Annotated in this window: 22 protein-coding genes and 1 tRNA gene; 12 read left to right on the forward strand and 11 right to left on the reverse strand. The window is 39.2% G+C overall.

Annotation, left to right across the window (positions count from 1 at the left end; translation table 11 throughout):
- Nucleotides 1-20: 20 nt before the first annotated feature.
- From AC1EU0_RS10510 to AC1EU0_RS10520, 3 genes are all read right to left on the reverse strand, one after another.
- Nucleotides 21-2,090: a M13 family metallopeptidase gene (locus AC1EU0_RS10510; protein ID WP_480302357.1), complete on the reverse strand. Its 2,070-nt coding sequence runs from the start codon at nt 2,088-2,090 to the stop codon at nt 21-23.
- Between the two features lie 213 nt (nt 2,091-2,303).
- On the reverse strand, nt 2,304-3,599 hold the full coding sequence (locus AC1EU0_RS10515; protein ID WP_480302358.1) for an adenylosuccinate synthase: 1,296 nt from the start codon (nt 3,597-3,599) through the stop codon (nt 2,304-2,306).
- 74 nt (nt 3,600-3,673) lie between these two features.
- Complete coding sequence (locus tag AC1EU0_RS10520) at nt 3,674-3,862, reverse strand: DUF2065 domain-containing protein (protein WP_480302359.1); 189 nt, start codon at nt 3,860-3,862, stop codon at nt 3,674-3,676.
- Nucleotides 3,863-4,536: 674 nt separating this feature from the next.
- Between AC1EU0_RS10520 and AC1EU0_RS10525 the strand changes: the two genes are divergently transcribed.
- Nucleotides 4,537-4,613, forward strand: a tRNA-Pro gene (locus AC1EU0_RS10525).
- Between the two features lie 287 nt (nt 4,614-4,900).
- Here AC1EU0_RS10525 and AC1EU0_RS10530 read toward each other — a convergent pair.
- Nucleotides 4,901-5,821 (reverse strand): hypothetical protein, encoded by a 921-nt coding sequence (locus AC1EU0_RS10530; protein WP_480302360.1) that lies wholly within the window; start codon nt 5,819-5,821, stop codon nt 4,901-4,903.
- A 238-nt stretch (nt 5,822-6,059) separates the two neighbouring features.
- Here AC1EU0_RS10530 and AC1EU0_RS10535 point away from each other — a divergent pair, with 238 nt between their 5' ends.
- Both AC1EU0_RS10535 and AC1EU0_RS10540 read left to right on the forward strand, forming a co-directional pair.
- A complete protein-coding gene (locus tag AC1EU0_RS10535) occupies nt 6,060-6,422 on the forward strand; it encodes a hypothetical protein (RefSeq protein ID WP_480302361.1) in 363 nt (120 codons plus the stop codon).
- A 353-nt stretch (nt 6,423-6,775) separates the two neighbouring features.
- Nucleotides 6,776-7,156, forward strand: a complete 381-nt coding sequence (locus tag AC1EU0_RS10540) for a hypothetical protein (protein ID WP_480302362.1) — start codon at nt 6,776-6,778, stop codon at nt 7,154-7,156.
- 288 nt (nt 7,157-7,444) lie between these two features.
- Here AC1EU0_RS10540 and AC1EU0_RS10545 read toward each other — a convergent pair whose 3' ends face one another.
- From AC1EU0_RS10545 to AC1EU0_RS10560, 4 genes are read right to left on the reverse strand one after another with little or no spacing between them, the layout of a single operon-like run.
- On the reverse strand, nt 7,445-8,629 hold the full coding sequence (locus AC1EU0_RS10545; protein ID WP_480302363.1) for a recombinase: 1,185 nt from the start codon (nt 8,627-8,629) through the stop codon (nt 7,445-7,447).
- Entirely contained in the window at nt 8,629-8,838 is a 210-nt protein-coding gene (locus tag AC1EU0_RS10550; protein ID WP_121839211.1) for a hypothetical protein, read from the reverse strand. Before AC1EU0_RS10550 ends, AC1EU0_RS10545 begins: the two co-directional genes overlap by 1 nt.
- Nucleotides 8,835-11,513: a toprim domain-containing protein gene (locus AC1EU0_RS10555; protein ID WP_480302364.1), complete on the reverse strand. Its 2,679-nt coding sequence runs from the start codon at nt 11,511-11,513 to the stop codon at nt 8,835-8,837. The genes AC1EU0_RS10550 and AC1EU0_RS10555 overlap by 4 nt, the downstream gene beginning before the upstream one ends.
- 33 nt (nt 11,514-11,546) lie before the next feature.
- Nucleotides 11,547-11,744 (reverse strand): hypothetical protein, encoded by a 198-nt coding sequence (locus AC1EU0_RS10560; protein WP_480302365.1) that lies wholly within the window; start codon nt 11,742-11,744, stop codon nt 11,547-11,549.
- A gap of 312 nt (nt 11,745-12,056) precedes the next feature.
- Here AC1EU0_RS10560 and AC1EU0_RS10565 point away from each other — a divergent pair, with 312 nt between their 5' ends.
- From AC1EU0_RS10565 to AC1EU0_RS10580, 4 genes are read left to right on the forward strand one after another with little or no spacing between them, the layout of a single operon-like run.
- The gene (locus AC1EU0_RS10565) at nt 12,057-13,340 is read left to right on the forward strand and encodes an MFS transporter (RefSeq protein ID WP_480302366.1); all 1,284 of its coding nucleotides are present in this window, start codon (nt 12,057-12,059) and stop codon (nt 13,338-13,340) included.
- Nucleotides 13,341-13,367: 27 nt separating this feature from the next.
- Entirely contained in the window at nt 13,368-14,294 is a 927-nt protein-coding gene (locus AC1EU0_RS10570; protein ID WP_480302367.1) for a LysR family transcriptional regulator, read from the forward strand.
- Between the two features lie 8 nt (nt 14,295-14,302).
- The gene (locus AC1EU0_RS10575; protein WP_480302368.1) at nt 14,303-14,992 is read left to right on the forward strand and encodes a hypothetical protein; all 690 of its coding nucleotides are present in this window, start codon (nt 14,303-14,305) and stop codon (nt 14,990-14,992) included.
- A 5-nt stretch (nt 14,993-14,997) separates the two neighbouring features.
- Nucleotides 14,998-15,816, forward strand: coding sequence for an alpha/beta fold hydrolase (locus AC1EU0_RS10580; protein ID WP_480302369.1), 819 nt, complete (start codon nt 14,998-15,000; stop codon nt 15,814-15,816).
- Nucleotides 15,817-15,875: 59 nt separating this feature from the next.
- Here AC1EU0_RS10580 and AC1EU0_RS10585 read toward each other — a convergent pair whose 3' ends face one another.
- Entirely contained in the window at nt 15,876-17,072 is a 1,197-nt protein-coding gene (locus AC1EU0_RS10585; RefSeq protein WP_480302370.1) for an ankyrin repeat domain-containing protein, read from the reverse strand.
- A 204-nt stretch (nt 17,073-17,276) separates the two neighbouring features.
- Nucleotides 17,277-18,527 carry an MFS transporter gene (locus AC1EU0_RS10590; protein ID WP_480302371.1) on the reverse strand — a complete coding sequence of 417 codons (1,251 nt, stop codon included), beginning with the start codon at nt 18,525-18,527 and terminating at the stop codon, nt 17,277-17,279.
- A gap of 302 nt (nt 18,528-18,829) precedes the next feature.
- Between AC1EU0_RS10590 and AC1EU0_RS10595 the strand changes: the two genes are divergently transcribed.
- Both AC1EU0_RS10595 and AC1EU0_RS10600 read left to right on the forward strand, forming a co-directional pair.
- Nucleotides 18,830-19,339 (forward strand): hypothetical protein, encoded by a 510-nt coding sequence (locus AC1EU0_RS10595; RefSeq protein WP_480302372.1) that lies wholly within the window; start codon nt 18,830-18,832, stop codon nt 19,337-19,339.
- 180 nt (nt 19,340-19,519) lie between these two features.
- Nucleotides 19,520-19,786, forward strand: coding sequence for a hypothetical protein (locus AC1EU0_RS10600; protein ID WP_480302373.1), 267 nt, complete (start codon nt 19,520-19,522; stop codon nt 19,784-19,786).
- A gap of 42 nt (nt 19,787-19,828) precedes the next feature.
- On the opposite strand, the gene AC1EU0_RS10605 is transcribed toward AC1EU0_RS10600, so the two are convergent.
- Complete coding sequence (locus tag AC1EU0_RS10605; RefSeq protein ID WP_480302374.1) at nt 19,829-20,464, reverse strand: LexA family protein; 636 nt, start codon at nt 20,462-20,464, stop codon at nt 19,829-19,831.
- Between the two features lie 345 nt (nt 20,465-20,809).
- On the opposite strand from AC1EU0_RS10605, the gene AC1EU0_RS10610 reads away from it, so the two are divergent.
- From AC1EU0_RS10610 to AC1EU0_RS10620, 3 genes are all read left to right on the forward strand, one after another.
- Nucleotides 20,810-21,325 (forward strand): hypothetical protein, encoded by a 516-nt coding sequence (locus AC1EU0_RS10610; protein ID WP_480302375.1) that lies wholly within the window; start codon nt 20,810-20,812, stop codon nt 21,323-21,325.
- 230 nt (nt 21,326-21,555) lie between these two features.
- A complete protein-coding gene (mobC, locus tag AC1EU0_RS10615; RefSeq protein WP_480302376.1) occupies nt 21,556-22,131 on the forward strand; it encodes a plasmid mobilization relaxosome protein MobC in 576 nt (191 codons plus the stop codon).
- A gap of 11 nt (nt 22,132-22,142) precedes the next feature.
- Entirely contained in the window at nt 22,143-22,478 is a 336-nt protein-coding gene (locus AC1EU0_RS10620; protein ID WP_480302377.1) for a hypothetical protein, read from the forward strand.
- Nucleotides 22,479-22,499: the final 21 nt, after the last annotated feature.

Genomic DNA, 22,499 nt, shown 5'->3' on the forward strand with positions numbered 1-22,499 from the left:
TTCGTTAAGCGTTAGAAAGATTACCAGATTTTCACACGCTTATCTTCTGGCAGGTACATCTTGTCTGTGTCTTTAACCTCAAAGGCTTTATAAAACTCAGGGATGTTACGTGGCGTACCCATAGCACGGAAGTGACTTGGAGAATGAGAGTCGGTCAATAGACGTTTTGCTAGCTCTTCATCACGGTAGTTACGACGCCATACTTGTGACCAACCGATAAATACTCGTTGCTCACCGGTAAAGCCATCAATCACAGCTGAAGGCTTGCCATTTAGGCTCATTAGATAAGAACGGTAAGCTACGGTCAAACCACCAAGGTCACCGATGTTCTCACCAAGAGTCAAGTCGCCATTAACGAATTTGCCAGGCAATGCTTCATATTTAGAGTATTGCTCAGACAATGCGTTACCACGCTTTTGGAATTCTTCTTTGTCTTTGGCTGTCCACCAGTCACGAAGGTTACCGTCACCGTCGTACTTAGCACCTTGGTCGTCAAAGCCGTGGCTGATCTCATGACCAATAACCGCACCGATACCTCCGTAGTTTACGGCATCATCCGCTTCCATGTTAAAGAATGGAGGCTGCAAGATAGCCGCTGGGAATACGATCTCGTTCATTACTGGGTTGTAATAAGCATTTACGGTTTGTGGCGTCATAAACCATTGAGTTTTATCGATAGGTTGACCAAGCTTTCCTAACATATCTTTGTACTCAAACTGGGTGTAACGTAAGTAGTTACCTACTAAGTCATCACCTTTAATGGTTAAGCCTGTGTAGTCTTTCCACTTGTCTGGGTAACCAATTTTATAAGTAAACTTAGACAGCTTTTCTTGAGCCGCTTTCTTGGTTTCAGGCGTCATCCACTCAAGTTCGTTGATGCTGACTTCAAAGCCTTTGATCAAGTTTTTAATCAGGCCTTCCATGCGCTCTTTCGCTTCTGGTTTGAAGTGCTCTTTAACGTACTGCTGACCAACCAGCTCCCCGATTACGTTGTTCGCGGCATCAACCGCTTGCTTCCAACGTGGTTTTTGCTCTTGGATACCTTGTAGGGCTTTATCGTGGAACTCAAAGCTTAAGTTAGCAAACTCAGGAGTAAGCAATTCGGCATAGTTATCAACAAGGTGGAAACTTAGGTAGTCTTTCCACGCATCAACTGAGAATTTATCAAACTGCTTACCTAATGCCTCAAAGTATGATGGTTGGCTGACAATCACTTCTTTAACATTGCTGCCAATACCGACGTTTTTAGCGAAAGCTTCAAAATCAACATTGCCAAATAGGCTGTTAAGTTGCTTGCGATCCATCTTGTTGTAACGGGCGTTAGCGTCACGAGATTGAACTCGGCTCCACTGATTTTTTGCAATGAAGGTTTCCATTTTCATCACATTATCAGCCGCTTTGCCAGCGTCTTTAACCCCTGCTTGAGTTAACAAGTCAGTGATGTATTGCTGCATTTGCTTACGGTTGTTGGCAAACTTTTCATCATCTTTTAGGTAGTAATCTCTATCAGGCAGAGTCAGACCAGATTGATAGAAGTACACCGCGTACTGATCAGATTTTTTAGCGTCGTTATTAACGTAAAAACCGAAAGGAATACCACCACCGTTGATCATTAGCTTACCCATTACCGCAGCAATGTCTTTATGGGTTTTCGCTGAATTGATTTCCGAAAGTAAGCCATTTAGTGGCGTAATACCGAGTTCTTTGATTTTATCGGTATTCATGTAACTGGCATAAAAATCACCGACTTTTTGCGCGCTAGAGCCATCAACTTTATTAGGCTGTTTGGCGGTTTCTTCGATAATTTTCTTCAGCGCATCTTTGCTATTCTCTTGTAAAACAGAGAAAGCACCGTAGTTTGATTTATCACCTGGAACAGGGGTGTTCTTCAACCAGTGACCATTGACGCTGTAGTAAAAATCGTCTTGGAAACGAACATGGGTATCGAAGTTTTCTTTTTCGATACCGGATTGAACAACTGATTTTGGAACTTCGGTTTTGGCTGCGGTTTGTTGTGGTTCTTGTTTTGAGCAGCCTGCAAGACCAAGGCTGATGGCAATACCAAGAGCCAGAGCGCTAACTTTTTTCATTTTAATTCCTTTGTTCTGATTGAGAACTGAAAAGGCAACTGGAAATGCTCACTCAAGCTTGAGTTTTATACTTTCCAGTGGCCTTTTCTAATTATTTTTCAACGGGTCAACATAACAAAAGCAAAGGTAAAGGAACAGAGAGAGATGTAACAAGATGTAAAAAAATACCGCTCATACTTGAGCGGTATTCAATATTAAGATGCAAAAACTGTTTTAGTTAAATGGGTTTACCAAAATCATAGTTTCATTGCGATCTGGACCTGTAGAAATAATATCAACAGGAGTTTCAAGCAACTCTTCAATACGCTTGATGTAATTGATGGCCGCTTGTGGCAGTTGTTCGATAGAAGTTGCACCAAAAGTGGTTTCTTCCCAACCCGGCATAGTCTCAAGTACTGGCGTTACGTTTTCGTAACCTTCTGCAGCCAGTGGTGTTTGATGAGAAATAGTGCCATCAGGCATTTGATAACCTACACACAACTTCACTTCTTTTAGACCGTCTAATACGTCTAATTTAGTTAGGCAGAAACCGCTGATAGAGTTAATTTGTACCGCACGCTTCATGGCTACGATGTCTAACCAGCCCGGACGACGTTTACGGCCGGTAGTTGCACCAAACTCGTGGCCTTTCACTCCTAAGTGATCGCCAATTTCACACTCAAGTTCCGTTGGGAATGGGCCTGCACCTACGCGAGTGGTGTAAGCTTTAATGATACCCAATACGTAGTCTAAGTGGCGTGGACCAAAACCACTACCCGTCGCTACACCGCCAGCGGTAGTGTTTGAAGAGGTAACAAAAGGATAAGTACCATGGTCGATATCAAGAAGGGTGCCTTGAGCACCTTCAAATAGGATAGGTTGGCCGTTCTTACGAGCTTGATCAAGCAGCTCAGTCACGTCTACGCACATCGATTTCAAGTAATCAGCCAGCTCAAGTGCATCGGCTAAGGTCTTGTCGTAATCAACTGCTTCTACTTTGTAGTATTCAGTCAGCATGAAGTTATGGTAATCCATGACTTCTTTTAGTTTTTTGGCGAACAGCTCTTTATCGAACAAGTCACCCACGCGTAGACCACGGCGAGATACTTTATCTTCATAAGCAGGGCCAATACCACGACCTGTAGTTCCAATAGCGTTGTTGCCACGTGCTTTTTCACGCGCCATGTCTAATGCGCAGTGAATTGGTAAGATAAGTGGACAAGCTTCAGAGATCATCAAACGCTCTTCAACTGGAATGCCACGCTCTTTTAGCATGTGGATTTCTTTCATTAGCGCATCAGGTGCTAGAACAACACCGTTACCGATAATGCATTTCACATTGTCGCGTAAGATACCTGATGGAATAAGATGAAGTACGGTTTTTTCACCGTCAATGACTAAGGTGTGACCAGCGTTATGTCCGCCTTGATAACGCACTACATAACTTGCCTGTTCTGTCAGAAGGTCGACAATCTTACCTTTTCCCTCGTCACCCCATTGAGTGCCGAGAACAACAACATTTTTACCCATTTTTCGCAGTCGGTTGTGGTTAAAACGGGATTTTAACAGATTTTCGCATTAAAACTAGCCACTTTACGTTTGCGTTACAGAAAAATGAATATCAAAACACAGCCTGCCGTAACTAAAGCACCTCCAAGGCGTTGTAAAGACTGGGGTGTTTGTTCTGAAATAGAAGCTAATACTTGCTTCCACTTATTTGGGATTAATAATGGGCCTAAACCTTCGAAAATAAGCATTATGCCAAGAGCCAGCATGATGGTAGCGAATGTCATAGTTACCTCTTGTTAATGGTTTTTATAAAACAATATTAGTTTTACACATTGGCGCAATTTTGTGAGCATAACAAATTGAATTTATTTGCTTAAATGCTATATCAGTAGAAAAGTCATTTTCAATTGAAGTCAAGCCAGTTGGGGAAGCTCATTCTCATAAACATCCAATTACAACCTGTTTCAGTAAACATGAAATAGGTTGCGTTAGTGTAGATGGTGCTTCTATTGTTGTTCAAGCTCATTTTCCCAACCCTTCTTTTATCTATGGCGGAAGCCAACCAAAAAAATATATGACTTAACACAAATGCCATTGGAAGAGTTGATATTAACAAGCAGTAGGTTGACCATAACGACAGTGATTCATCAAGCAGTAAAAGTCTTTTTAACAGAGAAGACGAGAAAGGCAAAAAATCAAATTAAAGGTGCCCAACAGTTGGAATAATTAAGTGTACTCGGGGCTTATATTATTAACTCATATAACAGATAAACATTTATCGACAGAAAAGGAAGCGAGTCTACGGTATATATTGGATAAGGTTCATGAGTATTGACTACACATATGGATTTGAATTAATAACCTTGCAATTATGTGTCGATAATCTGGGCAACTATTTGGTTTTAACGATAATTTACTTGAAGGTAATAAGGTGAATCCGCTATAGTTCATTCTGTGTCGGAATGTAGCGCAGCCCGGTAGCGCACTGTCATGGGGTGTCAGGGGTCGGAGGTTCGAATCCTCTCATTCCGACCATTTTTCTTCTTGTTTTATAAGCAAAAAATTCATCATACCGTACTCGTGATTTTTAAAATGCGCGAGATTTGCGCGAGATTCGCGCGACGCTTAATCGAAATTTAGCCCTTTTTCTTTCCCTGAATGTTCTTATTTTCATTAAATTTATAGGGATGATTGTTTATTTTTATTGATTATTTATTCAGGTGGAGATTTTTTATTCCGTTTTTCGCACAGCCAAGCATTATCAAATTAATGACGCAGTCGGGATAAGACTACAAGATTAATGGGTTTCTCTGATCGAAAGGCTATTCTTTACGAGTAACTTCCCATATGAACTTTAAATATTCGTTTGCGTTTTTGTCGATATTGTAGCTTTCAAAAAGAGGTGTAAAGAAGTCGAATTCAAAATTTGTAATGCTTGTGTGATAAATTTGGTAGGGGAAATTAAATTTACTGTATGTAGTATCGAATGAAGCAATACTATTGACAATGATTATCAAATACTCAACCACATCATGGAATTGAATCAAATGTATCACCTCTACATCTTGATTATGCTGGAGCCTAATGTGGTTTATGACGAGACCGTTTAAGTTTGTTTTTACCAAAAAAAGCGTTAGAACATTCATACACTCGCAAAATTTTTCTTTTCTTTTTTCTTTCGTTTGCTCCCAAAAACTCTGTAGTTCTAATGTACTAAGCTCTAACAAGCTGCTTATATAGACTTTTATACAGTCGCCTACTCCAAAATTACCGTTCATGGCATTTGGGAAAAAAGTGTTGTGTATCTGTCTTGCATTTTGGATATAGAAATTTTCCTTTTTCAAATAGGTTGGTAACTTTTCTGCGTCTATAGCTCCCATATTTTCCAATTCGACTTTTATTTCTTTAGTTAAGTATTTTGTTATATATCGCTCAAATTGCTCTAAGTGATAGTAATAATTGATAAAGTTGTTTTGCTTGGTTGTTAGGCTTATTTGTTTTTTAGTTTGTGATGATCTGTGAATTGAGGCAATTAAAGCAACTAGCGGAAGGGACAGGGTTGCAATACTCAAGGGGAGCTTAAAGCTGGTTAGGAAAAAATTAAAACCTTGAATAGATACGTCTATGACCAAGTGTCTTTGAAAGAAAGAGAAGCATATCAGAAGTAACGCAATCAAATTTGGAACAATTAGCGCAAGCCAAAACGATTTAAGCTCCGTTAACTTGGAATTATCTTTTTGCATAGCAACCTCAATACACAGATAGAAAAATCAGGAATTGCTGAGCATAGCTTCTAAATAAATCACCACATCATTTGCACTGTGAAATCGTTTTTATCAACTTTTTGTGATGCTAATCACAAATCAAAGCATATTTTAGATGGACACTTTTGATTACTATCAAATGTTGATCGTACTTTTCATTTTAGTGGGAATAATTTGATGGCTTAACGTTAACACTTTTCTGTATAAGGTAAGCGCTATGAGGATTGAATTAATAACTGCTGTATTGGCACTAAGTTTCAACTGTATGGCTGCAACTCATAACCATGGAGACATCGACGGGATCACGTTTTGGTGTTCTGGAACTGTGAAATATTGCAGCGTAGATATTCCGGATAGTTGCGGTGTTACTAAAGTCTATCCTGAGTCTCTTACAGTATGTGTTTTTAATAAAAACTATCTAACTATTTCAAGTATAGATAAGAATAACAGAAGAATTAGTGATGTTTTAAGGCTCAATCAATTAGAGCAATCTAATAAAATTACAGGTTTTTTTGATCGACACTATGATGACTCTTATAGGACTGAATATGATATAACAGTTCAATTTCCAAATGAATGAATCACTACGAAATCTGGGATAATTCATGTTATTAGCTAGTTGGCCACTAGAGAGTAGGGTTAATATTTTTCTAGGCAGCATTTGCGCAAAGCTGACCAGAAACAGACTCACACAAGTTCTCTTATCAAAATCGGAAAAAGGTCACCTCGGTTTAAAAACCTACAAATCAGCAATAACTCTTTGAGCTAACAAAGCAAATCTCAAACAGCAAAAAGTGCTGGTTTAAACATCAATTAACTTTGATTTTAGCATATGGCACTTCAACCCATTGGATACTTATTTAATCAGTGGATGTTGCCGTGAATAATTATATCGGCAACCAGATAAAGTAGCTTCAATTTGGAGTAATCGAAATGAAAGCTTTAATACTAATAGCAGCCCTAGCAGCCCTAGCAGCGCCAGCTATGGCTGCATGGCATGATGGAAAGAAAATTAATGGTATAGAGTATCAATGCCATGCAAACATAAAAAAATATCAGGGACACGCATTTCTATATCAAGTAGAGGAAGATGGAACTTGCACTTTTTATGACAAAACCGCTTTATTATCTTTTCCACCTCATAATAACAGGGATATGGAAAGCACAGTTCCATTGTATGACTTAGATATTCCAACGCCATTTTATGCTAATTATCAGATTCAAGCTGGAGGAAAACCAACTAATTTTTTCCTTAGCTATACAGTTACAGTTAATTGGAACAGTGGCAAGCTAAGCAATTTCAATCAGGAGTAGCACATAATGGAAAAATGTAATTCAACTTGAGCCTTGAATTGACGTGGTCTAATGTCTGCTTTACAACCTCGGTACAACAGATAGAACAACTAAAAATTACTCAATATGGTATCTAGAACAACCACCGCAACCTTATCGGAAAAAGGTAACTTTAGTTTCAAAACCTACAAACCAGCCATAACCATTTGAGCAGGCAATATAAATCTCAAACACCAAAAAGTAACTTTTTAGGTAACCAATAAGGAACCAAGTTACTTTTTTCTTTTGCGTCCAATACCAGTTCCAACATCACTTAACCTTAATTTCAGCAAAGGGCACTTCAACCCATTGGACATGATTTTCGGTGTAGATTTTGGTGCTCTTGGCATCGGTGTGTGCCATGCGTGATTGTGGATCGATACCTTGCTTGTCGAATAAGTGCGCAGCTAAGGCTCTAATCTCATGGAATGTTGGGCGCTGCGATAGCGTGAGGTGATCACAACAGCCGACTTGATCACGTACTTTTGAAAAAGAACGGCTGATGTAGTCAGGGGCAACTTGGGTTAAGTGTGATACTTCTTTACTCAGCGTATTACTGCAGCGCTCAGGTAAACGGTGAACAACAAAGTTACTGATCAAGCGGTCACGGCTACGGTCAATAATTTGCTTTAACGTATCACCAATGGGTATTGCGACATGTGCCGCTTCTTTATGTTGTACTTTTTGCCTGTGGATATAGAGTTTGCCGTACACCAAACCACTAGCGGTTAGCTCTGGTTTTTTAAACCAATAGCAGCCACAGGTTTTGGAGTCTGGTGTTTTAAGGTTGTAGCGTATGCGTGAGATCTCTAATCGCGCATGAGTGGTTTGCAAGCTTAAATCCATCGCGGTCTGCAGCCATAAAGGTGCCGCTGCGTGGATCTCGTGATACCAATCTAACTTTAACCGTTGGCGCTTTTTCTCATTGAGACGTTTACGCTTTTTAAATGAAGCGGGATTCACCGTCATTAAGCTTTCGTCAATGGCGTAAGAAAACAGCTTTTTAAGCCATGCTACCTTGCGGTTCTGAACATTGGGGCTGGCTTCAGGGTGATATTCTGCAAGGTAGTCGTTAACGTGTTGCAAGCTGATCTCAGATGCTGGCACATTGATGAAGAACTCTTTAACTCTGAGTGCATCTTTTTCCATGGTACGTTTAAAGTCATCAGATGGCTGTTCTTCTTTAAAAATCCGTTTTAGTAGTCCATCCACATGATGACCAAAGTAGCTTTCCGTTTCACTGTCAGCATTAAGCAGCTTATCTACTGTGATGCCCACTTTAGGTCGAGCAATACGGTTGTATTCCTTAGCAACGGAAATGGCGACTTCTCTGTCTTTCCCTAACTCCTTGTAGCGACCGTCAACTAATTTAATGCGATAACTACCACGTCGAGCATCATAGTAAACATGCTCTGGTAAATGTTTAGTTATTTTACGCTTGCGAACATCAGCCATTACGCCCTCAACAATGCACTCACATCATCTGAAACTTTAGACATCATTCCGGCTCTTTCGTTGGCAAAGACGTAAGCTTTGCCATCAATAAAGCGCCCCTCAATAATGCCAGATTTTATCCAGCTACGGATAGTTTTTGCTGTTGGCATAGAGCCTTGATCAAATTCTCGTTTTGCCCATGCAGAAGCGCGCATAAGTTTGTGGTTCATAGTAAATCTCCTCGTTGAAATACCCAACATTTCACACAGTTCGATTTTTTCATGGTTGGGAATGATTGATTTAAGCGATGGTTCACCGCACTGTTTACGGTTTTTTGCCCTACAAAGGAATGAATACGGCTTATTTTGAGTAGCCGTTTTAGTTCACTGAGCAGCGGGATATGTTGTTTTCTTGCAGCAGCGGCTTCGGCAAATTGGTTCAGGTTGATGGCGATAAGCTGCGGATCTCTTGCGTGATTAACAGAGTTAACTTGCTCTGATTCTAAAAAATCATAAACGTCCCAAAACAATTGCAGTTGGGGATGATCACGACTGGTCGCTTGCTGTCTTTCTTTCGCTATGGCTTCAAGTAACTGTTGAGTTTCTTCTATTTGCCATTGAGGGAGCTGAAATATGCTTGCCATGGCTTCCATTAGTGAGCAGAGTTGAGCATGATTTTTAGCAATGCGATTACTGCGAATATTGCACTCTTGTTTAAGCCGCTTTCGATGCAAAGGCATTCTTTCTTTAACGATAGAAAGAACCTGATCTTCATTCAAAATGGCTTTGAGCATAAACCCTGATACTTGCTCAATTTCAGCTGACTCTAACCACTCAGCCGCTTCAAGGCTTTCAGCTGTTTGGCTTTTGCTATCAACAGATAGTTTTACAATCCGCTGTAATATGGCTTTGTCGGCTTGAACATCAAAGTTTTGCTCAATAAGAATGGCACCACGAAATTTAGGATTACGAGTTTCATTATCGTTACTTTTTATTCCCCTAGTACAAGTAGGTCGCCCGTTGTACAGCATTTTAAATTCTTCCCAATCAAAGCGAGCAAACTTGGAATCTTTACCGGGATCTCTTTCGGCTTCACTGATCACCAAAGGAAGATTTCCCACTTGTGCTAATGTCCTCGCTCTACCTGATGGTGTGGCATTATTGGGATCAAAGCCTTCGTAATCTGAGCGACCACAACACTTCCATAAAAACTCAATAAGAGTGGTTTTACCGCCACCGGGTTCACCTGATAGTTCGAAGAAACAGTACGTTTTTTGTAGTTTTCGGATCTGCTCAACAAACAAACTGCCAAACCAAAACACCAGAGTGACAAAAGCCTTTGCACCAAAGGCTTGCCATAGCTTGTTAAAACAATCTGAATTGAACTGCTCAAGGTCGGTATTAATATTAAGTTGTAGTGAGTAAATGGATTTAACGGTGAGTGGTGGAATGTCGAAATACTCATCTTCATTGAGATGATAAATCCGTCCTTTCTTAACGGCAATATCATTAAAAATATAGGACTCGTGTTCAACGCTGTAGCCCATGTAATCCAGTGCTTGAACTTGTTTGATATCATAAAGCTGCTTTTCGACTAAGTGATCCAATTGGTGCGTATTTCCACGAAAAATCGCGCCTGATGCTACCGTTAATAAGCGTCTTTTAAACTCGTAACTGGAGCTGAGTTGGCAGCCTGAAAACGTCGTTTTTATCGAATAGTTTTGGTGAGGAAAGTCAATTCGAAAGGCATAGCGAACTTCTTTGGTATCGTTGATTTGGTACGAATAAAGCGCTTTCGGAAAGCACTTGGCTAGCATTTTTATTTTGCTGGATTCTCTTATTGCCTGTGTCTTTATTTCAGCCTGATTACTTTTATTAGAATCATTATCTGAAAGTTGTTCTTCTACCTTACGGAAGTTTTTCACATCAATGGTGAACCAATACAAAGAGGAATGAAAATCAAAGGTAAATTCGGTATAACCCTGCTTTTGATAGATCAATAACGCTTTATCCATTGCTGATCTTGCGACCAACAATTTGCCAAGGTGTCGGTAATGTTCAAGATGTTCAGCTGTAAGCTTTTCTCTTAAAAGCAGTTCATTCCAATCCAGTTTTATTTTGGCTGTGTAGGGTTGAGCTGCTGTGGCTTGCCAACCAATTTTTCTTGCTCTATCAACAAACTTTTGAGTAAACGATTCGCCTGCATTGCCCGTATCAAAGGCGAAGACTAAAGTTGGTTTGGGCTTACCGGCTAATAGCACTTCAAGGTGTTGGAGTGCTTTTTCAGGAAAATTGTTACAGCTCATGGTGCTAACAGCAGTTAAGCCAGAATGGAGTAGGGCAATGGCATCAAAGATTCCTTCTGTAAGCCATAACTCTTGGGGTAGGGTATCGACGCAAAAATTGGGTGCTTGCCACCACTCTCCTTGGTACTTGCCATTAAATATCGCTTTTTTACTGCCAAAACGCTCAGGTTTATCAATTATCCTTTCCCAAGAGGTGCCATTGGTTAACGTGAATTTGACCGTCGAACTACTAAAACCAGTGGTTTTATCAGTATAGAAACCTTGTTGATACCAAGCTTTAATAAGGCTGAGCTTAAAACCTCGCCCGTATTTTAAGTAAGCATCAGCGGTATGGGTTGCACCATGACTTTTGTCGTTGACAGGAAAGCGTTCGCTCCAAGAATTAAATAGATCAGGGTAAAGCTGTTTGATATGCAGTTCATGTCCGCATTTGTTTAATCGTCCACAGCGAAGTAACCAAGGTTCATTTTTAGAAGTATAAAGTTCTCTTTTGCCGCAGTTAGGGCAAATGCCTTGTTGTAAAAAGTCAGTACTTTGCTTCTTGAAATCAAAGTCTCTCGGTAATCGGCGCAACACTTCTTGATATAACTCTGGATACATCTCAATACTCCACAGCTAACGATGAATGAAAAATTACAACTTTGATTGTAAAAATAATTCAACTTTACGAACATCGTATCTAATAAGTCCAATATACTTTCCCTCGGGGCGAGGAAACTCTCTGTGTCTTTTCCAGCGCCAGAGCGTTGCTCTATGGATACCAAAGTGATCACATAGCTGAGAATTAGTAAACCAAATTTGCCTGACGATAATTGTTGGTTTCGCTCTCATAAAAAACACCTTTATACAATTTAGGTTGTATTTGGTAGTTAATATGAGTACATGATGACCAATTACTTGTAAAGTCCACTTTTACCTAAAACGACCTCATTTACTCCAAAGTGCGCTAACTACTTGATTTACCGTGTAGAGAATGAGTTTTAGACAGCTTCTATTAAGCTTGTAGAAATTAGCCTTAATACTATCAATGAACGGTAGGTAAGGTGTTAAAGCTATTAATCTTTTCGCGTTATTTAGGTTAGGTGTTCGATTTAAAACCCACTTTGTCAGGGGCATTACTCGTATTGTCTTGGCGGTGTTGCCATGATGACATTAATCAAGTTGAAACCGTCAGAATTAAAAGTGGTAGGCATTGCTGCACTTGGTGGTGCGTTAGAGTTTTACGATTTTATGATCTTTGTTTTTCTTGCCAATACCATCAGCCCACAATTCTTCCCTGCTACACAGCATATCAACTCACTCTTAGGACTCTTTAGTGCCTTTACTGTTGGGTATCTTGCAAGACCAATAGGTGGCTTGGTATTCAGCCATTACGGAGATTTACGAGGTCGAAAAAAGGCGTTTTATCTCTCCATTTTATTAATGGCTGTTCCATCTTTGCTGATAGCAATCCTACCTAATTATCAACACATTGGATTCATAGCACCGATCATTCTTGTTTTACTGCGAATAATACAAGGGCTGGCTGTAGGTGGTGAGATCCCCGGAGCGATAACCTTTACGTTCGAGCATGTAGATGTAAACAAACGAGGTAGAGCAATCGTCATTGTGTTCTTTGCTCTAAGCTTGGCAGTTTTATTTGCTCAAGGCATCACAGCCTTGCTGCATTCATTGTTAACCCAAGAGCAATTTTACCATTGGGGCTGGCGGATAGCTTTTCTAATCGGTGCGATTTTGGGTGTAGTCGGTGGCTATATGAGGAAGAACGTATCAGAAACGCCTTCGTTTAACTCAATAAAAATCCAGCGTAAAGAAAGCTATGTCCCTGCTGTGTATCTAATCAAAAATCACTTCCCACAACTGTTACAGGGCTTGTCGATCTTATGCTTGGATGCCGTCAGCATGTTCTTATTGTTTCTTTACATGCCCACCTTTTTAGTGAACTTCAAAGTGCATAATCTAATTCCGGCTGATGAGGTGCATCTATTAAACAGTATCAGCTTAGGTGTCTTCTCTGTATTTATGCTGCTGTTCGGCTACCTTTCAGATCACATTGGCAGAAAAAAGCTGATTTTTATCGGCTCGATTCTATTAATTCTTTTACCTTATCCAATGTTTACTACTCTGCTTAACGGTTCGATTAAAGCGGTATTGGTTTCACTCATTACTCTTGGCGTGTCTTTCTCTTTAGTGGCATCAAGTTACGGTGCGATGTTAGCCGAACTCTTTCCACCAAAAGTAAGATATACAGGCGTTGGTCTTGCCTACAATCTTGCCTTTGCTGCGTTTGGTGGAACCACGCCACTCATTGTCACTTACCTGATAAAAGTCACCAAGAATCCGTTAATGCCAGCGTACTACCTAATGCTAATTGCAGTGTTAGGTCTGTTAGGAACATTAACGATAAAGCCAAACAAGCTTTATTGAACCATCTTTTTTAGCCGTGGAGTCAACATGCTTCCAGTTAACGATATGATGCTGTTTGTCGATGTGGTTAAGTACAAAAGCTTCACTGCAGCGGCAGAGAAAAATGACAAAACGGCAGCAGCTGTCAGTAAACGCATCTCACAGTTAGAAGCTTCTTTAGGCGTTGAGCTGTTAAAGCGCACAACTCGAAATTTAGCACCGACAGAAGCAGGTGAAATTCTCTATCGGCAGTGTGCGAATATTCAGTTGGAACTTGGCTCTGTATGTGATCAAGTTATCGATGTTCACAACAACCCTAAAGGCAAGATCAAGATATCAGCGTTACAAAATTTTAGTAACTTAGTGTTATCCGACATACTGGAAAAGTTCTTAGCCAAATACAGTGATGTTGAACTTGAAATCACACTTGATGGCGCACTCGGACCATTACCACCCATAGGTGAATACGATATTGCTTTTAGATGTGGACGTTTAGAAGATTCATCAGCGATATCAAGACTGGTTTTTACACACGACTATACCGTTTGTGCCAGTAAGTCATACTTACAGCGAAATGGAACACCGAAAACCCTCAATGAGCTTACAAAGCACAATTGCCTCGATTGTCATCATGGCATTCAACCGAAAGAAAGAGTTTGGACATTTTTTGATGGTGATGAAGCCTATAATATTCCAGTCAAAACCAATGTGTTCACCAATAATGCGCTCTTTGTAAAACACCTTGCTTTGAGTGGCGTGGCTTTAATCTATGCTCCGACCTTTATTGTGGCCGATGCCATTAATGCTGGCTTGTTAGTTCCATTACTGAGCCAGTATAAAACAATCACAAACTCAATTTATCTGATCCACCCTCATACAAACAAGAACTTACCCAAACGAATACGATGCTTTATTGATTTTGTATTCGAGAACTTATCAGTGCCATCAATACAGCTTGAACAACAAGGACGGTAGAGAAGTTTATGCCCTTTTTACTGGATCATGTATTAATTTGGAGTCGCTCATTTGATGAGTATCAAAAGATATTTGCACTCACTAATGATGACCTAGGCAAAAAGATCTTAGGTTGTGCTGATGGCGCAGCGTCATTCAATGTGACAGCAACATCATTAGGGCTTGATGTTACTTCTTGCGATCCCTTGTACGGCTTCAAGCCAAAAGATATCGCCAACAAAATCAGGACATCTTGCGAGTTAATTTATCCCAAAATTGTCAGCTGTGTAGATGATTTCAATTGGAGCTACTTTAAAAATCCCCAAGAGTTGAAAGCAAGACGGCTATTGGCATCAAAGACCTTTTTGGATGATTTTTCGAAAAACGGAGACAGTGGAAGATTCATTAACGCAAAGCTGCCAAGACTGCCATTCAAGGATAATAGCTTTGACCTAGCGCTATGCGGCAATTTCCTTTTTTTATATTCGGAAATCTTGTCAGCAGACTTTCACATCAACTCAGTACTTGAGCTGATAAGAATCGCAAAAGAAGTACGCATTTTTCCGTTGATTGGTAATGATAGAAAAACACCGATGCAGTTAAAACAGGTTCTTAAAGCACTTGATAAGCTGCCCGTTGAATATCGAATAGTTAAGGTCAATTATCACTTTACCAAAGGTGCAGATCAGATGTTGCAAATCAAGAAAAGACTAAGGTGATCCCAATGCCAAAAAAAATGCTCGATGAAAGCACAGGCATTAATATTGTCTATCAACACAACCAGAATGCAGTAGCTGATATGTGGCTGATACATGGATTCACTGAATGTAGTGATAGCCTATCGGGAGTATTCGAAACACCTATCACTGAACAACTGAACATATTCATTCCCGATCTCCCCGGATTTGGCAAAAGCCGATTCGAAGAACAATATCGAGATTTAAACAATATCGTCACTTTGCTTGAGCAACTAATTTCAAAGTATTCATCAGGCAGAAAGCTCATCATCCTTGGTCATTCATTAGGAGCAACCTTAGCCACAATTCTCATACCTAAGTTAGATAACGTAGTGTTGCTTTTAAATATCGAAGGAATGCTGGTCGAAGACAAAATTAACGCCCGTTCTCTAACCAAAGCCAGCGAATTCGAGCGTCCAAATGAGTATGTTGAGTATATGTGTTCTCGATTAAAGATTGGTGCCGAGTCAGATATCTACATCAAGCGCTATCTTGAAAATGTCAAAAAAGCCGATCCTGAGGTTATTCATGCTTGGTCAAAATCTTCTACAGAGTTGTTAGCCGGAAATGCCATTGATTCTATCTATAGGGATTTGAGGTGTGAAAAGTTATACGTCTATGGTGAACATAGTATGTCTAAGCTAGAGGTAGCTCATGTAGAAAAGGCTGAATACGAGCGAGTTGTAATTCAAGATTCTGGTCATTGGTCAATGCTGGAAAGACCTAATAAGTTTTGGCAAATTGTTGGTGCTTTGGCAAATGGAGTTTTAGATTGTTGTTCCGGTTTGGCAAACAAACATGATTAAAATTGAAAAAATGCATATTGATAACATTGTTCTCTGTGCGTTTTCTATGACTATGCTAATCAAACATCATTAATATATGGAGAGTCAGGCTTTTTTATCGGGGAGCATAGGGCTTTGAGGTTTTTAAACTGAAATGTAGTGGCACTAATAAAAGCGCTTCTTGGGTAAAACCATAAGGCACTTTGCTCCCTGTAATATCTTAGGGTCATGATGCTTTTAGGTTGATTTGTAAAGCAGGCGGTTATCATAGGACTTTCTAACAAACCATTTATTGCACGTAAGCTAGCCCCATACTTCATCAATACACAAATAGAGTCAATGTCTCCTTTTTCTGCAGCACTGTGCAATGGTGTTCTTTGGTTATTATCTTTGAAATACACTAAGTTTGGATACGTACTCAATATTAAGTTCAAGACAAATGCGTTTCCGCTCTGAACTAGTCCGTGAGCAGCAGTTGCTCCAAGTCTATTGGACTTACCGATTAATTGCGGATGATTTGACATTATTTCCTGCAGAAATGCTGTATTTTGCCCAGAGCCGACTGTTGCTAGGAGAAATATATTGCTACCTCTATCATTCAGAGTGTTAGGATTAGCTCCTTTTTCTAGTAAAAACCGATAAGCAGCCATTTTTCCACTCCAACAAGCACAGTGGAGTGGTGTCATTCCTCGATAATCAATAGAATCTATTGGGATTCCTTTTTCAAGTAAAATGCGCATACACGATACGCTATCATTATTGGCTGCAATATGTAGAGCTGTTTCCCCTTTTTTATTACGAGCACTCAAATTAACACCTTTGTGCAAAATGCCTTCCAGTTTATGCAAATCATCGTTCGTACAAGCTTCTGATAATTCATCAAAAGAGCTACGTAATCTTTGCTTCAAAAAGCACTTAAAGCTGCTCTCAATCTCTATGGATAATCTGGTTTGTGCGAGAGGTGATACGAAAGCGTTTCCCATATCTGTACTTTCACCTTCAAGTGTCGACATTTGTCTATGGAAATGCAAAACGATTGACCCTGATTTAAGTGCTGTCTCCGTCATAAATTTAAAATGAGCTATGCGAGCTTCTTCACAGTATGCTGATTTTATTCTGACTCTATACGTCGAGGTTGAGCTTTTTTCATTAAATTTAAGAATAAAGACTTTATCTGATAGCTCGCCAATTTGGCTCAAGGTTTCAGTTGATAGGTTCCATTGCAAATCGATAGGAATATCTATGAAAACGTAATTTAAAGATGATTCTGTACTCATTGAATACTCTGTCATTTTGTGATTTTGTGATTTTTATATCTTGACTCAATAGCTTAGAAATTAAAAATTAACTATTTTTTAATTTTGGCTAGCTACCTAATGGTGTCAATTAAAGCAACAAAAATGATAGATGAATGCTAATAACTCAGTTGGATATGATCTCTGGCTTTTAAGGCCAGTTTCAGCCTCATTTATACAATTCTTTCAGGTTCTCGCATTAGTTCTAGACAAAAAAATGCTAAGACAGATAACTTGAATCAATACGGGCAACATAAAGCTAACCCTATAACTGTCAGCCAAAGAAAGGAAATGACTTGATAGAGTGACGATTAACCCAATGAGGTATTGGATCAGGAAAACCGAAGTAAACACCACAACATTCAATGCCGTATTTGCCCTGCCAGAATGTGTCTTTTGGAAGTGTTGAGTCAGTGCTGCATAGGATAAATTAAAAATTTGTGATACCAAACTTAACAGTACCCACCATATCCACTCGTATTGGCCATGAACAGTGATGATCATCAGTTCAATAACGATGTAAACGGTCAGCAGAACAGCCAAAATATTCTCAAGTGTTTTTTGATAATAGCGTGCAATTTTAGCTATAAAGCCAGTCGATAATAGGCTAACAGTCATTGCTATGCCCATTAGCATTAGGTAATCATCAATTGTACTTTGTTTGGCATTTGAAACAGTCTGAAGCCATTTCTCAATCCAAAGCCCATGAATCGCCATAAAGCTAGGTAAAACACTTGCGGTGATAAGTGCAATCGTCCAAAAGTAGTTAGATTTAAAAATTGTGGAGATGCCTTTGAGTTGGCTAGAAAAACTGGATTTTTCTGTAGCGACGTTGCTCTCTGGAACAATGAAAAAGATAAGTAAGGCAACGCCGAATGCTAATAAACAAAAGCCGATGTTTAAAGCCTGCCAACCCAAATGCGTTATCAGATAATCAGTGGGAGTGGCTGATAAAAGGATGCCAACACCACCAAACGTCATCATGATCCCGTTCAGCATCGGGATCTTTTCACTTGGAAACCACTGCACGATCATTTTAAATGCCGCCATTAACCCACCTGACATTCCAATGCCTAGCAAAGCGTGTCCGATAGTGATTGTCTCAATGCTATTTGTGATCCCGGATAGCAACAATCCAAGCCCACCGATAACGAATAGGCAAGACTGAACTTTCTTAGCACCATAGTTATCAAGCAGTGTACCTAGTGGGATCTGAAATAGGGCATAAGCTAGAAAATAAGTGGCATTTAATAACCCAAGCTCAGATGGACTGGCTTTAGTTAATTGCAGCAAGGTAGGCACTAAAACCGCATTCATTGTTCGAAACAGGCAACTGAGGATAAAGGCGATAGCAAACGGCAAAAAAACGATAGCAAAGGCTTTTTTGAAAGTGATGTTTTTAGACTCGTAAGCAGCGTTTATCTTCAATGCTGTCATAACTATTACCTTGTTTTTGTTAAGAGTCTTATTCCATCAATCACCTTAATCTTGATAACAAATTTAACTAACATAGTTTTCAATGGCTTATAAAATAGTTGGTTTTTCTAAGTAAATTAGTTCAACTAATTAATAGGTTACGAATGAAATCTAGCCATTGTTAATGAAATTCAGTCAGCTTAAAAGCTAGCGTTCCTTTTAGTCAATGAGCTAGAAATTAATCTTTGGTTAACTTTGATTGTGAAGTGGTAAGAAAAGGGTTAACAGCAGAAACAGAATGGACTCACTATACGAGGTGGTCTATGACTCAAATTATCCAGTTGGCACTATCAACCAGCAGCGTTGATGAAATGTTAGAGCAATGGCGAACAAGATATCCAAATCTATCGTCCACACTGACCTTATTTTTAATCGAATACTCAGAAGCCGAAATCCCTCTAAAGCTGTTTGCCTATTACCTTTCTGATGCTCTCAGAGTATTCGATGAACCACTGTTTGGGATCTGTTTAGCTCAAGCTATCAAAAGTTACGAACGCTCAGATCTGCAAGGCGATGAACTTGTATGTGATAGATTTTTTGAAACCTTAACCTACATAGCCGCTGCTCTCTTGCACAATATCAAAATAGAAGATCAGCAAGGATCAGAATGGCGAATAGCTGACGGCATTTACTTCACTGATTGGTTTGTATTGAACCCAACAAGGCTAAAGCAGCAGATTAGTATTGTGCCTTTATACTCAGAAAAGCAAACCGTTAGGCGTGCTCAGCAGATGTTGAAAAATAAGATGTGTTTGGCTGCTGCAATTGGATAACGCATACATTCTGAACGAAAACTTGCCTATCAAACAATGTGTTTTTACTTTTACGTCATTTGCTTGATAACGTATTCAAAACACAAGTTTTAAAGTTTTTTGTTGTCAATTGAGAAAAGTTACTGAAATAATTTTGAGATTTCGATCTGTTGTGTAGGAAAAAGTTTGGGGGTGAATATTATGTCGCTTAGTGATAGTGCCATCAGAGCTTATATAAAAAACTCATATGATTTTGGTCTATTCGACCCCAAGGAACCTCTGAGTGAATTAAAAGTAGAAGACGTCGTTTTCACAATTCAGGCTTTTAAGAGTGGTAGATTCAAGGTCATCCCTCTTGAAAAAGGTACTAAAAATACAGCGAAGGCGATCGAGAAATTTTTAAATAAGCCTCTGCCTAGTGCCAAGAGTACGATTGTTGAAATAGGGCACTATCAGACCTTTAACTAATTTATATCGATTTCTGAACTAGCTACCAAATAAATCTAGGCACTAATAATATTCATAAATAGCCTGCTTAACGACACCTAACACTTGTCCATCTTCAAACTTGATCAAAGGATAATTTGGATTAAAAGATTTCAAATAGGTGGCATCAGCTTCATCGACGATTTGCTTAAAGCAAGCAGATGATGAGGTTGGTAGTTTAGCGATAACCAAGTCACCCGATTCGTATTCTGATGTAGATTCAACAATCAGAGTACAGCCCTCAGAAATACAGCGATTCCCTTGACCTTCCATTCCATCACCACGCACTTTAATCGCGTAGCCATCTTCACCGACATTGGTGCTGGATACTTCCCACCAAGCATCAATCATATCCTCTGTGATTTCTGATTTGTTTTGTGGCCAATTGATTACTTGTTTTAGGGTTAATAATGGAACACGACGGATAATTGCACTGGTTTTGAGATCTCTTGAGTAAGTTTCACCAATGCCTTCCATCAACCATTTAGGGCTAACGCTTAGTTCATTACATATAGGCAAGAAGTAACGAGAATTTTTAGTAATGCCAGTGAGCATACGGCTGATTGCTTGTTGCCTGATCCCAATACGAGATGCAAGTTCAGACTGATTAATACCAGCCTCTTTCATGACAAAATCAAGCCGTTCTGCAAGTGTATTCATACTCAAACCTAACATCATCTAGACAAGCGAAAGTGTAGAAAACTGGATAGCTACTCAAAAAATAGTAAAGATTAAACTTTTGTTTTCCCGAATCGAGATAAATTATCACATAACGTGGTAATTCACACATTTAAGAGTCTTAATCTTTGATGCCGAATGATAACTTTAGTTGTTGGTGTGATCGTTTATTGGAATGCTTCCACTCACTGGAATTTGAATTGACGGGTGTACTATTCAAATGCAGTTAAAATCCAAAAAACATCAGTTTTAGTTAACACAATTTAACAATTTATCTTCAAAAAAATTCTAATCTTAAATGACCACCCATCAATTTTAATTATATCTATGGCATTTTTACCAACAGCAATGGCTTCAAATAATAGTTTTGAAGGCTTTGATACTCAAAAGGTAAGCTTAATTCATGGTTCACGAATCAGTGGCACCTTTAATGTAGTAAACAAGGAAACTCAACGATTAAAGGAATTTGAAGTATTGCATGGACAGCAAAACTCAATTTCAAGGATATTGAAAATCACTGAATTTTTAAAACATAACCCTACGATATTTAATCGTGGTCAAAGGGTAGATACTCTCTGGGATTTAGCTTGTGATTCTTTAGAACTAAGGGACTCAGAGTTTGAAAAGGGTGCTTTTGAAAATGTATTAGATTTAAACACCTTGGCAAAAAACTTTTTTATGAATGCTTTGAAAGAATATAAATTTTGTTCAAGTGCAGAGACTGTTGAAGAGCAGAAACAAATTGCAGCGTTTAAATCTAAAGTTCAGAAACATTTGACTACCCTTAGTGCTGATGAAGTAAAAATCAAACAAGCGCAAAGCATGAGCTTGCAGGGTATTTAGTTTATTTTGAACAAACTCTGCTTCCATAACAACTAGTGCAGGATTCGCAAACTGATGGCGTTTGCCGTAGCTTCTGCCAGCAAATGCCGTAACCATTGCCAGCATTTGCCGTACAGGTGAATTTAATCGTTTTAAAACCCCAAAATAGGGACTTTCAACTGTACAAATATCCATCATGACGATAATCTCAAACCTATAAACGGTTGTACTTCACAAAGTTGGAGGTCGTGATGGCGAGGGTTGAAATTCGTTTAACAGACGATGAAAAGTCTAACTGGAAATCATACTGCAAAAGCCAAGGTGTTTCTGAATCTGGCATGATGCGACAACTTATCAAACATTCCGTTCCTGATATTGCTTATAACGAATCTTTCAAACAAGCCAAGACCAATAAAATTACCATTCGGTTATCCAGCCATGAATTTGTAAAGCTGGAATCCCAAGCTAAAGCTGAGGGCTATATAAACCCAACAAGTTGGGTCAAAGCATCCGTCACCGCAAGTCTACAAAGAAACCCAATTATCACCGACTCAGAGGTAAATGCTCTGAGAGAATCAAACCGTCAGCTGGCAGCTATTGGACGTAATCTGAATCAAATTGCCAGAGTGTTGAATATAGAGTTTAGGGAAAGTAACAAAGTCACCAAAGACATGATAGAAATGCTAACCAAACGTCTTAATAGTCACAGAACGAAAGTGAACAAACTGATTCATCAAAGCTATCATCGCTGGCAGCTTGAGAGCGAAGAAGTATATACTGTCAATGACTGTCGAATAGCTAATAACGAGAGCGTTGTAGCTGAATAACAAATGGATTTATGAAAAAAATACTCTTTCTTTGCACTGCGAACATACAAAGAAGTAAGACCGCTGAGGTTTACTTTACCGAAACAAAACCGAATAACACTTATAAGTCAGCAGGGTTAAGCTTTAGATTGTGTGAGAAGTACAATAGCCAAATTTGCAGTGAAGAAATGCTTAATTGGGCTGATATTGTGTTTGTGATGGAGCCCGAACATATCAAACGCATACAGCAACATACGAACGATAAATACCTACATAAGATCATTAATCTAGAAATTGAAGATAAATATCAATTTATGTCGGATAGCTTAGTAGTTGAGCTCGATAGAAAAGTGAGTTCTTTTTTATAATCAGTGTGCATTGAGTTCGTA

This window comes from Parashewanella sp. 2210YD4-3, from assembly GCF_056591735.1.